This window comes from Embleya sp. NPDC005971, from assembly GCF_040629175.1.
Classification (GTDB): domain Bacteria; phylum Actinomycetota; class Actinomycetes; order Streptomycetales; family Streptomycetaceae; genus Embleya.
In genome coordinates this window covers 60,260-75,569 of sequence record NZ_JBEXUX010000007.1, presented here as the reverse complement: position 1 = coordinate 75,569, position 15,310 = coordinate 60,260, and the positions used below count along the sequence as shown (strand labels likewise).

The 15,310-nt window shown below is 70.5% G+C and carries 11 protein-coding genes; 2 read left to right on the top strand and 9 right to left on the bottom strand.

From position 1 onward, the window contains the following. The 7 genes from nuoF to ABZ374_RS09220 all read right to left on the bottom strand — a co-directional run bounded on the left by nuoF (window position 1) and on the right by ABZ374_RS09220 (window position 9,947). Window positions 1–1,338: an NADH-quinone oxidoreductase subunit NuoF gene (gene nuoF, locus ABZ374_RS09250; protein ID WP_360308566.1), complete on the bottom strand. Its 1,338-nt coding sequence runs from the start codon at window positions 1,336–1,338 to the stop codon at window positions 1–3. Continuing rightward, a complete protein-coding gene (nuoE, locus tag ABZ374_RS09245; protein WP_360308563.1) occupies window positions 1,335–2,210 on the bottom strand; it encodes an NADH-quinone oxidoreductase subunit NuoE in 876 nt (291 codons plus the stop codon). Before nuoE ends, nuoF begins: the two co-directional genes overlap by 4 nt. After that, a complete protein-coding gene (locus ABZ374_RS09240) occupies window positions 2,207–3,544 on the bottom strand; it encodes an NADH-quinone oxidoreductase subunit D (protein WP_360308560.1) in 1,338 nt (445 codons plus the stop codon). Before ABZ374_RS09240 ends, nuoE begins: the two co-directional genes overlap by 4 nt. Continuing rightward, the gene (locus ABZ374_RS09235; protein ID WP_360308887.1) at window positions 3,544–4,248 is read right to left on the bottom strand and encodes an NADH-quinone oxidoreductase subunit C; all 705 of its coding nucleotides are present in this window, start codon (window positions 4,246–4,248) and stop codon (window positions 3,544–3,546) included. Before ABZ374_RS09235 ends, ABZ374_RS09240 begins: the two co-directional genes overlap by 1 nt. Before the next feature lie 56 nt (window positions 4,249–4,304). Next, window positions 4,305–4,925, bottom strand: a complete 621-nt coding sequence (locus ABZ374_RS09230) for an NADH-quinone oxidoreductase subunit B family protein (protein WP_360308557.1) — start codon at window positions 4,923–4,925, stop codon at window positions 4,305–4,307. Window positions 4,926–5,008: 83 nt separating this feature from the next. Beyond that, on the bottom strand, window positions 5,009–5,368 hold the full coding sequence (locus ABZ374_RS09225; RefSeq protein WP_360308554.1) for an NADH-quinone oxidoreductase subunit A: 360 nt from the start codon (window positions 5,366–5,368) through the stop codon (window positions 5,009–5,011). Window positions 5,369–9,221: 3,853 nt separating this feature from the next. Then, window positions 9,222–9,947, bottom strand: a complete 726-nt coding sequence (locus ABZ374_RS09220; protein ID WP_360308884.1) for a DUF4232 domain-containing protein — start codon at window positions 9,945–9,947, stop codon at window positions 9,222–9,224. Between the two features lie 1,483 nt (window positions 9,948–11,430). Here ABZ374_RS09220 and erm point away from each other — a divergent pair. After that, window positions 11,431–12,273, top strand: coding sequence for a 23S ribosomal RNA methyltransferase Erm (gene erm / locus ABZ374_RS09215; RefSeq protein WP_360308551.1), 843 nt, complete (start codon window positions 11,431–11,433; stop codon window positions 12,271–12,273). Window positions 12,274–12,369: 96 nt separating this feature from the next. Here erm and ABZ374_RS09210 read toward each other — a convergent pair whose 3' ends face one another. Then, complete coding sequence (locus tag ABZ374_RS09210; RefSeq protein WP_360308548.1) at window positions 12,370–13,200, bottom strand: MerR family transcriptional regulator; 831 nt, start codon at window positions 13,198–13,200, stop codon at window positions 12,370–12,372. Between the two features lie 433 nt (window positions 13,201–13,633). Between ABZ374_RS09210 and ABZ374_RS09205 the strand changes: the two genes are divergently transcribed. Beyond that, a complete protein-coding gene (locus tag ABZ374_RS09205) occupies window positions 13,634–13,951 on the top strand; it encodes a hypothetical protein (RefSeq protein ID WP_360308545.1) in 318 nt (105 codons plus the stop codon). Between the two features lie 29 nt (window positions 13,952–13,980). Here ABZ374_RS09205 and ABZ374_RS09200 read toward each other — a convergent pair whose 3' ends face one another. After that, window positions 13,981–15,174: a helix-turn-helix domain-containing protein gene (locus ABZ374_RS09200; RefSeq protein WP_360308881.1), complete on the bottom strand. Its 1,194-nt coding sequence runs from the start codon at window positions 15,172–15,174 to the stop codon at window positions 13,981–13,983. Window positions 15,175–15,310 lie beyond the last annotated feature (136 nt).

The window sequence follows — 15,310 nt, the reverse complement described above, 5'->3', positions numbered from 1 at the left end:
TCAGCTCTGCGCTCCTGCCCCGATGGAAGCGGGGGCTGTGCTCGCCCACGCGGTGGATGCCGCGGTGTCGAACGGACAGCCGCCGTGCTCGAAGTGCGCCAGATATTCGTCGCGGAAGTACTTGAGCGAGGACTGGATCGGGCTCGCGGCACCGTCGCCCAGCGCGCAGAACGACTTGCCGAGGATGTTGTCGGCGACGTCGAGCAACGTCTCCAGGTCCGCTTCGGTGCCCTCGCCGCGTTCCAGCCGGGTGAGCAACTGGGTGAGCCAATAGGTGCCTTCGCGACACGGCGTGCACTTGCCGCAGGACTCGTGCTCGTAGAACTCGGTCCAGCGCAACACCGCGCGCACCACGCACACGGTCTCGTCGAAGATCTGCAGCGCCTTGGTGCCGAGCATGGATCCGGCGGCGCCGACGCCCTCGTAGTCGAGCGGTACGTCCAGGTGCTCGTCGGTGAACATCGGCGTGGACGAGCCGCCGGGCGTCCAGAACTTGATCCGGTGTCCCTCGCGCACCCCGCCCGCCAGGTCGAGCAGTTGGCGCAGGGTCACCCCGAGCGGGGCCTCGTACTGGCCGGGCCGCTTGACGTGTCCGGACAGCGAGTACAGCGTGAAGCCGGGCGACTTCTCCGAGCCCATCGAGCGGAACCACTCGACGCCCTTGTTCAGGATCGGCGGCACCGAGGCGATCGACTCGACGTTGTTCACGCAGGTCGGGGACGCGTACAGGCCGGCCACCGCCGGGAACGGCGGGCGCAGTCGGGGCTGACCGCGGCGGCCCTCCAGCGAGTCGAGCAGCGCGGTCTCCTCGCCGCAGATGTAGGCGCCGGCGCCCGCGTGCACGGTGAGTTCGAGGTCGAAGCCCGAGCCCTGCACGTTCTTGCCGAGGTAGCCGGCGGCGTACGCCTCACGGACCGCGTTGTGCAGTCGGCGCAGCACCGGGACCACTTCGCCGCGCACGTAGATGAACGCGTGCTCGGAGCGGATCGCGTAGGACGCGATGATCACGCCCTCGATCAGCACGTGCGGGTTGGCGTACATGAGCGGGATGTCCTTGCAGGTTCCCGGCTCGGATTCGTCGGCGTTGACCACGAGGTAGTGCGGCTTGCCGTCGTTTTGCGGGATGAAGCCCCACTTCATGCCGGTGGGGAAGCCCGCGCCGCCGCGACCGCGCAGGCCGGAGTCCTTGACGGTCTGGATCACCTCGTCGGGGTGCATCGCCAGCGCCTTGCGCAGGCCGTCGTAGCCGCCGTCGCGCCGGTAGGTGTCCAGCGACCACGGCCGGTGCTCGTCCCAGTTCGCGGAGAGCACGGGGGTGAGGAGGGAGGGGTCGGTCACGGCGCTTGGTCCCCGTCCTGGTCGGTCGCGGCCCCGGTGGGCGGCGCGGGGTGGGCCGGGTCGGACTCGGCGGTGGGCGCCGGGGCGTCGTGCGAACTCGGCGCGGGGGGCTGCTCGTTCGCGGCCTGCTCGGCCGCGCTGCGCGGGCTGCCCACGATCTTGGGGCGGCGGGTCGGCTCGTCGGTGTTCGTGCCGTTGGCGATGCGCAGGCCGACCAGGCTGGCGGCACCGCCCGCGCCGCCCTCGTCGACCGCGCCGGGGCGCTCGTCGGGGAAGCCGGCCAGGATCCGCGAGGTGTCCCGGAAGGTGCACAGGCGCGCGCCGCGGGTGGGCACCGCGTCCTTGCCCGCGCGCAGGTCGTCCACGAGTTCCTTGGCCGACTGCGGGGTCGCGTCGTCGAAGAACTCCCAGTTGACCATCACCACGGGCGCGTAGTCGCAGGCGGCGTTGCACTCGATGTGCTCCAGGGTGACCACGCCGTCGGCGGTGGTCTCCTTGTTGCCGATCCCGAGGTGGTCCTTCAGGCTCGCGAAGATCTCGTCGCCGCCCATCACCGCGCACAGCGTGTTGGTACAGACGCCGACGTGGAAGTCGCCGCCCTGGCGACGTCGGTACATCGTGTAGAAGGTCGAGACCGCGGAGACCTCCGCCGTGGTCAGGCCCAGGATGTCGGCGCAGAACTCGATGCCGGTGCCGGTCACGTAGCCCTCTTCGGCCTGCACCAGGTGCAGCAGCGGCAGCAGCGCCGAACGGGCCTGTGGGTAGCGCCCGATCACCTCTTTCGCGTCCACCTCCAGGCGGGCCCGCACCTCGGGCGGAAACGGCGGAGCCGGCTTGGCCGGGGGCATCGGCATGCCCAGGTCCGTACTCATCGGTCGACACCTCCCATGACGGGGTCGAGGCCCGCCACTGCGACGATCACGTCGGCCACCTGACCGCCTTCGCACATCGCGGCCATGGCCTGCAGGTTGTTGAACGAGGGGTCGCGGAAGTGCACGCGGTAGGGGCGGGTGCCACCGTCGCTGACCGCGTGTACGCCCAGTTCGCCGCGCGGCGACTCGATCGCGCTGTAGACCTGGCCGGGCGGTACCCGAAAGCCCTCGGTGACCAGCTTGAAGTGGTGGATCAGGGACTCCATCGAGGTGCCCATGATGTTCGCGATGTGCACGGGCGAGTTGCCCAAGCCGTCGGCGCCGAGCGCGAGTTGTGCGGGCCAGGCGATCTTCTTGTCGCCGACCATGACCGGTCCGGGAGCGAGTCGGTCCAGGCACTGTTCGACGATCCGCAGCGACTGCTTCATCTCCTCGATGCGGATCAGGTACCGCCCCCAGGAGTCGCACGAGTCGGCGGTGGCCACGTCGAACTCGTAGTTCTCGTAGCCGCAGTAGGGCTGTGTCTTGCGCAGGTCGTGCGGCAGGCCGGTGGAGCGCAGCACCGGGCCGGTCAGACCCAGCGCCATGCAGCCGGCCAGGTCGAGGTAGCCGATGCCCTGGGTGCGGCCCTTGAAGATCGCGTTGTCGTTGAGCAGCAGTTCGTACTCGCGGATCCGGCCGGGCAGGATGTTCACCAGCTCGCGGACCTTGTCCACGGCGCCGGGCGGGAGGTCCTGGGCGAGGCCACCCGGGCGGATGTAGGCGTGGTTCATCCGGAGCCCGGTGATCATCTCGAACACGTCGAGGATCAGTTCGCGGTCGCGGAACCCGAAGGTCATCACGGTGAGCGCGCCGATCTCCATGCCGCCGGTGGCCAGGCAGACCATGTGCGAGGAGATCCGGTTGAGCTCCATGAGCAGGACCCGGATCACCTGCGCGCGCTCGGGGATGTCGTCGGTGATGCCGAGCAGCTTCTCCACCGCGAGGCAGTACGCGGTCTCGTTGTGCAGCGGCATCAGGTAGTCCATGCGCGTCACGAAGGTGACGCCCTGGGTCCAGTTGCGGAACTCCAGGTTCTTCTCGATACCGGTGTGCAGGTAACCGATTCCGCACCGGGCCTCGGTGACGCTCTCCCCGTCGATCTCCAGGATCAGTCGCAACACGCCGTGGGTGGACGGGTGTTGCGGGCCCATGTTGACGACGATGCGCTCGTCGGCGTCGGCCGCGGCCTGGACCACTTCGTCCCAGTCGGAGCCGGTGACCGTGTAGACCCGGCCCTCGGTGGTCTCCCGCGCGTGCGCGGCGGATGGGGGTGTCGTTGTCTGATCGCTCATCAGTTGTACGACCTCCGCTGGTCGGGCGGCGGGATCTGGGCGCCCTTGTACTCGACGGGCACGCCGCCGAGCGGGTAGTCCTTCCGCTGCGGGTGGCCGGGCCAGTCGTCCGGCATGAGGATGCGCGTGAGCGCGGGGTGGCCGTCGAAGACGAGGCCGAAGAAGTCGTAGGTCTCCCGCTCGTGCCAGTCCAGCGCGGGATACACGCTCACCAGGGACGGCAGGTGCGGGTCGGCGTCGGGCACGCTCACTTCCAGGCGGACCGCCCGATTGTGGGTGATCGAGCGCAGGTGGTAGACCGCGTGCAGCTCGCGGCCGGTCTCCTGCGGGTAGTGCGTGCCGGACACGCCGGTGCACAACTCGAAGCGCAGGGCCGGGTCGTTGCGCAGGGTCAGCGCGATCCGGGGCAACGACTCGCGACGCACGTGGAAGGTGAGTTCGCCGCGGTCGACGACGACCTTCTCGACCGCCTCGTCGAACTCGATGCCGGCTTCCGCGAGGGCGCCGGAGAGTTCGTCGGCGACCAGGTCGAACTCGCCCTCGCCGGCCGCGGTTCCGCGCGGGCCGCCGTAGGGGCGGGCGGCGGCGCCGGGGAAGGCGACGGTACGGACCAGCTTGCCGTAGCCGGAGGTGTCGCCCGATCCGCTCGCGCCGAACATGCCGTGCCGGACCTCGACGGGTTCGCCGGTCGGTTCGCCGTGGATGTCGCGGGGGGCGGGGAGCTGGGCCTTCTCCTCGGGCGTGGGGTTCGGGGGTGTACTCACCGGGTGCCCCCCTCGGGTGCGTGGCCGACCGGAATGCCGGGGTTGAGCTCGTGCGCGCCGCGGCGGGCGCTCGCGGGCAACATCTCGATGGTGGGCAGCGCCTTCATGGCGGCCTGCTCGGCGGCGCGGGCCGCCTTCTCGCGGTTGACGCCCAGCGGCATCGCCTGGATCTCCTCGCGGAGCTTGATGATCGCGTCCATCAGCATCTCCGGCCGCGGCGGGCAACCGGGGAGGTAGATGTCCACCGGCACCACGTGGTCGACGCCCTGGACGATCGCGTAGTTGTTGAACATGCCGCCCGAGGACGCGCACACGCCCATCGACAACACCCACTTGGGGTTGGGCATCTGGTCGTAGATCTGCCGCAGGACCGGCGCCATCTTCTGGCTGACCCGGCCGGCGACGATCATCAGGTCGGCCTGGCGGGGCGAGGCCCGGAAGACCTCCATGCCGAACCGGGCCAGGTCGTAGCGGCCGGCGCCGGTCGCCATCATCTCGATCGCGCAGCACGCGAGTCCGAACGTGGCCGGCCAGAAGGATCCCTTGCGGAAGTAGCCGGCCAGCCCTTCCACGGTGCTCAACAGGAAGCCGCTGGGCAGCTTCTCCTCGATACCCACGCGGATGCCCTCTCTCGGTCAGTCGTTGGGGGAAGCCTGGGCGTGTCGGCTCGTCCGGGCGTCGTGGTTCACGGGCCGCATGGTCAGTCCCACTCCAGGCCGCCGCGACGCCACAGGTAGGCGTAGGCGACGAAGACCGCGGCGACGAACAGGACCATCTCGACCAGACCGAACATCCCGAGAGAGTCGAAGTAGACGGCCCACGGGTAGAGGAAGACGATCTCGATGTCGAAGACGATGAAGAGCATCGCCGTCAGGTAGTACTTGACCGGGAATCGCCCGCCGCCGACCGGCTGCGGGGTCGGCTCGATGCCACATTCGTAGGCTTCGAGCTTGGCCCGGTTGTAGCGCTTGGGCCCGGTGAGCGCCCCCATCACGAGGGAGACCAGTCCGAAGGCCAGGGCAATGCCCCCGAGCACGAGGATCGGCGCGTACAGGTTCACCGCGCTCCCATCTCCCTTCTCAGTCCCCCGATGTCACGCATGTGACCGGGTTCACAAGCTGCCGGAACGGCGCCCATCCTAGGCCCCTTGCGATGTGATCTGCGACACGGGTAGGGAACGATCATGGTGTGATCTTCCCCACCTGATGATCGATCAGAAACGGTTGCGTGCAGGCAAAAATCACACAGGGTGAGAAATAGGGGAGCCTAAACGGTTCGCCACTCACGGACGATGTTGATCATGAGATGCCCCTATACCACCCGTTCACAAGCGCATCAAATTTGGCCGATCATGATCGGTTGTGATAATCGCTCGCGCCGGGCGCGCACACAGCGTCACGGATTGGACCGCGCTCCGCGCGGGGCGGCGGGCCCGGCGGGGGCTCGTGACGGGGGTGGGGGGTGGGGTCGGGGGGCGGGGTCGGCGGTCGGCGGTCGGCGGTCGGCGGTCGGCGGTCGGCGGTCACTATCACCGGGCGACGGGCGGCGGGCGGCGGGCGACGGGCGACGGGCGACGGGCGACGGGCGACGGGCGACGGTCAAGTCGTGGGCGCTGACGCGCCGGGGGGCGAGTTCGCGGTAGCGCCGGGGGTGCCGCGCGCCCGAGTCGCGGCAGGTGCCGTCGGGCCTTGCCCCATCCGGACCGGCTTCCCTGCCCGCCACATCAGTGTGTTCGTCGTTTCGGTCAGTTCACCCGACTTTTGCTCGGCCCCAGTGCGTGGCCGGAGTCCGCGCGCCGCGCGCGACGCGCCACGCGCCACCGCCTGAGCCGCCCTCGCCGTCGAAGGGGACGGTTTCGCGGGTTCGCCGGGGAGCCTTCCCGGGTGGGTTGGGTGCTTTGTGGCCGGCGGTCGCGTGTTGGTCGGCAGCGGGTGGCCTTGTGCTAAACGGTCGGCGTGGGCCGGCGGAGATGGGCCCGGTCCCAGGGTCACCGGCGGCCGGGAGCCTTGGGTTTCCCGGCGAGAGGTGGGCGTTGCTTGCCGGAAAGGCGCCGGCAACGGCGGAGCGGGTGGGTGCTTTCGTCGGGTCCGCCGGGGAGCCTTCCCGAGTTGGTCGGGTGTTCGCGGCGGGCGGTCGCGTCTTGGTCGGGTTGGGTGCGGGTGGCTCAGTGCTAAACGGTCGGCGTGGACCGGCGGAGATCGGCCCGGTCCCACCGTCACCGGCGGCCGGGAGCCCTGGGTTTCCCGGCGAGAGGTGGGTGTTGCTTGCCGGAAAGGCGCCGGCAACGGCGGAGTGGGAGGGTGCTTTCGTCGGGTCCGCCGGGGAGCCTTCCCGAGTTGGTCGGGTGTTCGCGGCGGGCGGTCGCGTCTTGGTCGGGTTGGGCGCGGGTGGCTCAGTGCTAAACGGTCGGCGTGGACCGGCGGAGATCAGCCCGGTCCCACCGTCACCGGCGGCCGGGAGCCTCTGATTCCCCGGCGAGACCCGGGTGTTGCTCGCCGGAAAAGCGCTGGCAACGGCGGAGCGGGTGGGTGCCTTCGTCGGGTCCGCCGGGGAGCCTTCCCGAGTGGGCCGGGCGTGCGCGACCGACGGTTGCGTCTTGGTCGGCAGCGGATGGCTCAGTGCTAAACGGTCGACGTGGACCGGCGGAGATCAGCCCGGTCCCACCGTCACCGGCGGTCAGGAGCCCTGGGCTCCCCGGCGAGACGCGGGCATTGCTCGCCGGAAAGGCGCTGGCAACGGCGCGGAGGGAGGGCGGTCCGGTCAGGTCCGCCGAGGAGCCTTCCCGAGTCGGTCGGGGCGTTTCGGCGGGGGTTTCGGGGTGGGTGCGCAGTGTGGAAGGGCTGCCAGTGGGTTGGGCAGGTCTCGATCCGGATGGCGGGACGCCTTCGGGCCCGCCGTTTAGCACTGACCTGCGGTTTTATGGGAGCGGACGGCGAGAGTGGGTGCCGAGGGCCGGGGTGTGCACCCCGGCGGCGGAATCCGCGTGGGTCATGACTCTCGGTGGGCGTTTCCGGTCGGAGCCGCCGGGCGGAGAGCCGCCCGCGAGCCTCAAGGGTCACGACCCGGACCCCGAGACGGCTCCCCACACCCGAGGGTCCGCTGACCTGCGGTTTTGTGGGAGCGGACGGCGAGAGTGGGTGCCGAGGGCCGGAGTGTGCACCCCGGCGGCGGAATCCGCGTGGGTCATGACTCTCGGTGGGCGTTTCGGGTCGGCGCGCCCGGGCGGAGAGCCGTCCGCGAGCCTGAAAAGTCACGACCCGGATCCCGAGACGGCTTCCCGGACCCGGGGGTCCAGTGACCTGGGGTTTTACGTGACCGGGCGGCGAGAGCGCGTGCCGGGGGCCGGGTTGCGCACTCCGACGACCGGAACCGCCCACTCAGGGCCCGCTCTTCTCCTCACCCTCACGCCACCACACACCCACCGCCCGCCGAAACGGCCCGACCGACTCGGGAAGGCTCCCCGGCGGACCTGACCGGGCCGCCCTCCCGCTCCGCCGTTGCCGGCGCCCTTCCAGCCGAGCAACACCCACCTCTCGCCGGGAAACCCAAGGCTCCTGACCGCCGGTGACGGTGGGACCGGGCCGATCTCCGCCGGTCCACGCCGACCGTTTAGCACTGAGCCATCCGCCGCCGACCAAGACGCGACCGCCCGCCGCAAGCGCCCGACCCACTCGGAAAGGCTCCCCGGCGAACCCGACGAAAGCACCCACCCGCTCCGCCGTTGCCAGCGCCTTTCCAGGCAAGCAACACCCGGGTCTCGCCGGGGAGTCCAGGGCTCCCGGCCGCCGGTGACAGTGGGACCGGGCCCATCTCCGCCGGCCCACGCCGACCGTTTAGCACTGAGCCACCCGCACCCAACCCGACCAAGACGCGACCGCCCGCCGCAAGCGCCCGGCCCACTCGGAAAGGCTCCCCGGCGGACCCGACGAAAGCACCCACCCGCTCCGCCGTTGCCAGCGCCTTTCCGGGCGAGCAACACCCGGGTCTCGCCGGGGTGCCCAGGGCTCCCGGCCGCCGGTGACAGTGGGACCGGGCCCATCTCCGCCGGCCCACGCCGACCGTTTAGCACTGAGCCACCCGCTGCCGACCAAGACGCAACCGCCGGCCGCGAACGCCCGACCCATTCGGGAAGGCTCCCCGGCGGACCCGACCGGGCCGCCCTCCCTCCGCGCCGTTGCCAGCGCCTTTCCGGTGAGCAACACCCACGTCTCGCCGGGGTGCCGAGGGCTCCCGGCCGCCGGTGACGGTGGGACCGGGCCCATCTCCGCCGGTCCACGTCGACCGTTTAGCACAAAGCCACCCGCGCCCAACCCGACCAAGGCGCGACCGCCCGCCGCGAACACCCGACCGACCCACCCGGAAAGGCACCCACCGACCCCCACAAAAGCACCCACCGCGATCAGTCCTGTTTCTCCCAGGACCACCCAACCGCTCTGTGGATCGACCCCAGTTCCTCCGACCGAGGATCGAACTGCGTCGAAGTCGCCGATCTCGGGACAGCAGGTAGGAGTGCCGGACGCAAAAGCCCACATCGGTGGGGCGGTTGCCAGTGGCTTTGGGTCTCGTCTGGTCCTGTGACGTTCCTGGTCTGGGGCGAGGGGATTCCTCGGATGGCTGGTGGGCGGCCTGGAATGGTCGTTGTTACCAGTCGCGTTGCCGTAGCAGTGGCGGCCACGGTCGTTTCGGCAGCGCCGCCGCCGACGCCGGCACCAGCACCAGCACCGATCGACGGAATCCGTCGGCGGGTACAAGCCGGCGCACCTCGTCCAGGCCCCCCGCCCGAGCGTGAGCCGTCGCGGAGGAGCGGCCGGGCCCTTGCCATCGGCGATGCGGCGGCAGTGTGGCCGGGCCCAGCGCTTGTGCGGTGGGGTGGGCCCGGGAGGTTCGTCGGTGTTGCCGCCGTGTGGGGTGGGTCAGCCGCCCTGGCCGGCGCTTCCCATCGGGCCGACCGTGACCGGGGAGCCGGCGCCGTCCGTGACGGGCAGCGTGGCGGCGCCCGGCCACTGGAGGGTGACCGTCTTCGTCTCACCGGGCGGGGTGATCTGCAGACCCGTGATCCGGACACCGGAACCACCCGACTCGCCGATCGGGTAGTGGATTCCGAACGACACCGACTGGCCGCTCTTGAGAAGGATCGGGACGATCGGCTCGCTCGTGCGCTTCGCCGACAGCGGCCCCTCGCTGGTCTTCAGGTCGACACCCGCGAATCCGGACATCGCACAGTCGTGACCGATGTTCTTGAACGTCACCGCGACCGTGCGGTCGTTGTCGCCCCCGATGGTGGCGTCCTGCGCGGTGATATTCAGGTCGTCGGTGAAGCACTTCCGGATCTCGCCGTTCGCGCCGGTACCGGTCCCACCGGTCCCACCGGTCGTACCCTGCCCGCCGGAGCTCTTCCCGGCGGACGTCTTTCCGGTGGATTCCGTCTTGCCACCCTGGTTGCCGCCTTGGTTGCCACCCGTGGTCGAGGAGCCGGCCGGGGCGGCCGCCGGGACAGTCGCCGGAGCCGGCGCGGCTGCCGGCGAAGTGCCCTGCGCGGCGCCCGAGTTCTTGTCCGTCTCCTGGCACGCCGTCGTCAGCATGATGCCCCCGAGGAGGGCTGCCGAGACGAGAACGGCCTTACGACGGTTGCCGAACATATGAAAGACCCCTTGATATCCGGTGATCGAAGCCGAAGCGATCTCGACTCCTCGGTGTGCCTGCTCAATCACTATGTAGTGACCACGGATCGCAGGGATACCGACGTCGTCGGTCCACAACACCGCTGTCGCAGACCGGTGACATGGTCACGAAGCAAAGAAACAAGACCAGAAAACCCGGTATGCCACAATTTGGAGCCCGAGAAACGACACACCCACCCCGACGACAACCTTCGTGCCCCGGCCCGACCAACGGGCCCACACGAATACCACCGCCCCGCAGCACGATCGCCGTCCCCACCGTCGGCGCGGTGGCACACAACCCCCTCGCCACACGCCTCTCCCCAACGAACCACCCTCCGTCGCCGCGCCGTCCGGCCCCGACCGAGCGAGACGGACACCCGCTGCCCGACCCCGCGCATTCGGCCCGGACCACACCTCTCCGGCCCGAGAGGGGCTCCGCCCGGTGCATCCGAATACACGCAACTGCTCGTAACAATCGGAACTCGGCCCGGACGGGGAATCGGAAACACACGGGCCCTCCCCCGCCTCACCATCGCGAGTCGTCGGCGCGCCATGAGGTCGGGCTCATGCCGGGGAGGCGGCTGCAGACAGCGGTCGTGGCGCGGATGGCCTTTCTGTCGTGGCCGATACCTTTCCACCATGGGGAAGAGGCGGCCGTATTGGCGCGCGTTGGGGACGCCGGCGACACTCATGCTGTATCGCACGCCGGAACGGTGGCGATATGCCATCTACTTCGCCCCGAGAGGCGTCGCCTGCGGAGGTCTCGACGATCCCCCGCCGTCATCCAACCCGGGGGGCGCGCAGGTGGCCGTGCACCGCGGAGCCGAAGAATTCACGCACCGCGAACTCGAAGTCACCTGGAACGAAGCCGACGAGCCGGACCGGTGGACCGGCGTCGTCACCAACGCCGGCCCGCTCCCGCCCCTTGACAGGCCGAGTGCCCCACTGCGGGTGTCGCCACGTCGAAATGCCTTGTCGCGGGGATGGACGGCGGCGATGCTGAGGCCATGCCAGGGCAGCGGAAAAGGAAACAGCGGGAGCAAGAGCGGCAGCGGCGGGACGCCGTTCGTTTCGCTCCCGACGCGGGGCACTGGGAGGTGATCTTCGCGACCGATGAACATGCGGAGCTACGGGCTCACCTTGGAAAACTCCGTGCCGAGGACGAGCAGTTCGATATGTCGACCATCAGGATCGACCAGTTCTGCGGACGGTTGATATATCCGTCCACTTACCAGTTGAGCCGATTCGTGCCGAACTCCACCTCCACCCCGACCTCGCGAGTCGACGGGCCCGCGCCCCCCGGCGGGAAATAGTTCGAGGGCGCCGCAGCCGGCGGGCTATGGTCGGGGCATGTTCGCTTCCGCTTACACGAGGACTCGCCGCTTCTAGCGGCGGCCGAGGGCTTTCGTCTCTCCTGGTTCCGCCGCACTTCGGGTCCATACGCCGGTGCGGCCATTTCGTGTTGCCCGGTTCCGAACTGCCTTTGCGGAGCCCCTTCGTGCCTTATCCCACTCATGGTGGACGTCATGAGCTCGGTCAGAACTTCCTCGTCGATCGTGCCGTGATCGCACTTTTCGAGGACCTTGTCGCGCGTACATCCGGGCCGATCGTCGAGATCGGGCCCGGAGACGGTGCGATCACGCTGCCGTTGAGTCGGACCGGTCGGGCGATCACGGCGGTGGAGCTCGATCCGAAGCGGGCTCGGCTGCTGGCCCGGCGAGTCCCCGGACACGTCGAGGTCGTGGCCGCCGATGTGTTGCGTTTCCGGTTTCCGCGCGAGCCACACACCGTGGTGGGCAATCTGCCGTTCCACCTGACCACGCCGGTGTTGCGGCGACTGTTGGAAACGGAGCACTGGCGCAGCGCGGTCCTGTTGGTGCAGTGGGAGGTGGCCCGGCGGCGGGCGGGCGTGGGCGGGGCCACGATGCTGACGGCGGCCTGGTGGCCCTGGTACGAGTTCGGGTTGCACGCCCGCGTGCCGGCGAGGGCGTTTCGGCCGATGCCGTCGGTGGATGGTGGGCTGTTGACGATGACCCGCCGGGATGTGCCGTTGGTCGAGGGCCGGCCGGGTCCGTACCAGGAGTTGGTGCGGCAGGTGTTCACCGGCCCGGGGCGCGGGTTGCGTGAAGTGCTGGGTCGGACCGGGCGGTTCGGGGCCTCCGCGCTGCGCGGGTGGTTTCGGGAGGAACGGGTGCCGGCGTTCGCGTTGCCCAAGGATCTGACGGCGGGTCACTGGGCCTCGTTGTGGCGGCTGGTCGATGCGCCCGTACGCGGTGGGCGGCCCGCCCACCGGGCACGCTGACGGTCGTCGTCGTCCGCCGGTGGTCCACCGGCGCCGGGTCGTACGTGTTCGTGATGCCGTCCGACCCGGCGCCGTCCGTCGGCGACCCGGGTCGGATCAGGCCGGCGTGATCGGCTCCTGGAGTTCCGTCACCCACTGCTCCTCGTCCTCGGGACATTCGAGGTACAACTCCCGGGCGTATCCACCCGATCGATACCCATGCCCGTCGATCCACCGGGCCATCGCCTGGACGCCGGTCATCACGTTGTCCATCGAACCGCGATGTACGTACGTCGCGGCCGTCCCGATCTCGGGCAGGTCCACGATCGCGAAGTCGAAGTCGGCGCGGGGCTCGGCCTCGACGGTCAGGCCGGCGTGGATGACGACGGTGTCGTCACCATCCGACGCGGCGTCGTAGTAGGCGATTGCGGGACCGGTCGCCGGCACGCCGGCAACGTCGAGTCGGCGACACAGTTCGTCGTACAGCGGGCCGATGATCGGCCCGATCCCCTCCGGCCCGTCGGCGTCGGCGGTGGTCGTGGCGGTCAATTCGGCAACCCGCACGGCGGGGATGCGCTTGATCACGATGTCGTCGGTGGGCATTCGTCCCTCGGTTTCGATCGTCCGGAGCCTCGCCTCGACCCGGGTCAGTCGCATTGCGTCCGCCGCTACCGTGGCGGCGAGTTCGGCCCGCCGCAGCCGCAACATCCCGCGAAGTTCGTCGACGTTCACCTGTTCGTCCAGGATGCTCCGCACCTGGTCGAGGGTGAAGCCGAGGTCCTTGAGCGCGATCACGCGGTTGAGCCGGGCGAGTTGGCCCGCCTGGTAGAAGCGGTAGCCGCTTGCCGCGTCGACGTGGGCGGGCCGCAGCAGCCCGATCGCGTCGTAGTGCCGCAACATGCGTACCGATACCCGACCGTGCCGGGCGAAGTCTCCGATGGTGAACATGACGCCTCCCAGTGCACGGCCTCACACCGTGTCAGGGTCAAGCGCGCGGCCCTCCCGCGCCGAGCGCAGCCGGACGCCCGTCCACTCCTCGACCACCAACCACCCGCTCCGAGTGGGCAGGCGCGACCGGATGCCGGCGGCGGTCGGGATGCCGGCACCGAAGCGGACCTGTTGCAGGTTCGCGTGACGCAGCCCACCGAACCCTGCCGAACAGCAGGGCGCAGGCGGTTTCCCATCCACCCCGTGGCCGCCCCCTCCCGGTCACCCGTCCGGGTCGCTCATGCCGGGACCCACAACCTCCGATCGGCTGCGGCAGCGGCAGCGGCGGCCCGATCCGGTGTCGGTCGTCTCCGAGCGGTTCGACCGGTGCCGGCCGGGCCCCACAGTGGCCCTCACCCCACCGGCCCGACAACTCCCACCCCTCCGCGCGCACATGCACACGCACGCTGCCCGGTACGACCTCCGTCCCGCAGCCCCGGCACATCACCGCGACGTCGAGTTCGTGGTCGCCGTGTCGGAACTCCACCGGCGGCTCCCCGGCCGGCCGGCGGTCACCCCACGCGGCCAGGGTCTGGAGTACCGGCGCGAGATCGCGGCCCCGGTCCCGCTACCAGGACCGCCCACCACGCTTCGAGTACCACCTGACCTCGAAGCCGGGCGATACGAGGTGCTCGTCGACCACTACGGCCGGGACGCCAAGGCCGCCCTGTCCGCCGACCCAAAGGCGTTGTATCCGGCCCTGCGCCGCTGACCCGGCGAACCCCCGCCGCCTGAACCACGTCAACCCGGCGGCCTCGGCCTCAACGTCCGCCGCGCCACCAGGGCCGCGTTCAGTCGATGCAGGTCCTCGGCGCGGTTCGGGGAGAGCCCGATCAGGCCGGTCAACCGGCGAATCCGGTAGTCGACCGTGTTCGGATGCAGGTGCAGGGCGCCCGACGTCGCCCGGCGGTCGCGGCCATGCGCGAGGTAGGTCTCCAGCGTCAGCAACAGCTCCGGCCTGCCCTCCAGCGGCGCGAGGAGGCCGGCCAGTCCGGCCAACGCGGCGCTCGGACGGCTGAGTTGGTAGTCGAGCAACACATCGGTGAGCAGGTACAGGCCCGGACCGCGGCCGGTGTCGCGGATCAGCCGGAGCACCTCGGTGTTGCGGTCCACCGCGTCCGGGATGCCGGTCGGCTCGGCGAGTGCGGCCGAGGCGGTGATCGCGGTGTCGGCCGCGTCGGCGGCGCGGGCGATCAGGGCGCGTACGTCCGACCAGTCGGGCGCGGCGTCCATCGGCAACAACGCGGTCCCGCCGCCCGGGTCGAGCGCGGTCAGCGCGGAGCGGCCGGTGAAGCCGTCCAGGGCCTGCCGGATCCGGCGCAACTTGCGCCGCGCGGCGATGGCGGCGCAGGGGCCGAGGCGGGCCTCGTCCGGATGAGCGGCCAGGACCAGGGTCAGGACCAGGTAGTGGGCGGCCGGGCGCACCCCCGTCCGACCGGCCACGGTGTCCGCCGGCTCCCCGGCCAGCAGGGCCGCGAACAGTGCGTGTCGGCCGCTCTGTTCCGGGCCGTCCAACAGGCGGCGGGCCTCCAGGTAGGCCGACGCGACGCCCGCGACGATGGCCCGCTGTATGCCGAGCAGATCCGCGAACAGGGCCAATACATCCGCGAGTTCCTCGGGGCGCGCCTGATCGGTCATCTCCCGCCAGCACATCTCGATGCCGATCTGATACGCGGTCAGTATCGCGTCGAGCGGTACACCCTCCTCCGCCCGCTGGGCCGCCGAGGCGCACTGTGGCGCAAGGTCCGGATCGCCCGCCCCCGGCCGTCCCTCGACCACGTCGGCGAACAGCCGCACCGTGTGCTGCACGATCTCGGCGATGTCCCCGGCCAGTTCCTCGGCCGGCAGCGCCGCGTAGGCGGGCAACTCGGCCGGCAACCGCTCCAGCACCTCCCTGGTCAACCGGGGCGCGCCGGCCCGCAATCGGGCCGCCACCGGGCGCCCGCCGATCCGTAACGGGCGCTCGGAGCGCGGCCGATCGGAGGCGACCCGCGCACCGGCCGCGACCGACACGCCGGGTGGCCGGTCCCCCGACGAGTTGTCACGTGTCACAGGCACCTCCCGGAAAGTC

What these genes read in the sequence shown, in the direction of transcription:
- nuoE (WP_360308563.1), bottom strand. Translation starts at nt 2,210, where the DNA reads ATGAGTACGGACCTGGGCATGCCGATGCCCCCGGCCAAGCCGGCTCCG.
- ABZ374_RS09240 (WP_360308560.1), bottom strand. Translation starts at nt 3,544, where the DNA reads ATGAGCGATCAGACAACGACACCCCCATCCGCCGCGCACGCGCGGGAG.
- ABZ374_RS09220 (WP_360308884.1), bottom strand. Translation starts at nt 9,947, where the DNA reads ATGTTCGGCAACCGTCGTAAGGCCGTTCTCGTCTCGGCAGCCCTCCTC.
- ABZ374_RS09210 (WP_360308548.1), bottom strand. Translation starts at nt 13,200, where the DNA reads ATGTTCACCATCGGAGACTTCGCCCGGCACGGTCGGGTATCGGTACGC.
- ABZ374_RS09205 (WP_360308545.1), top strand. Translation starts at nt 13,634, where the DNA reads ATGCACACGCACGCTGCCCGGTACGACCTCCGTCCCGCAGCCCCGGCA.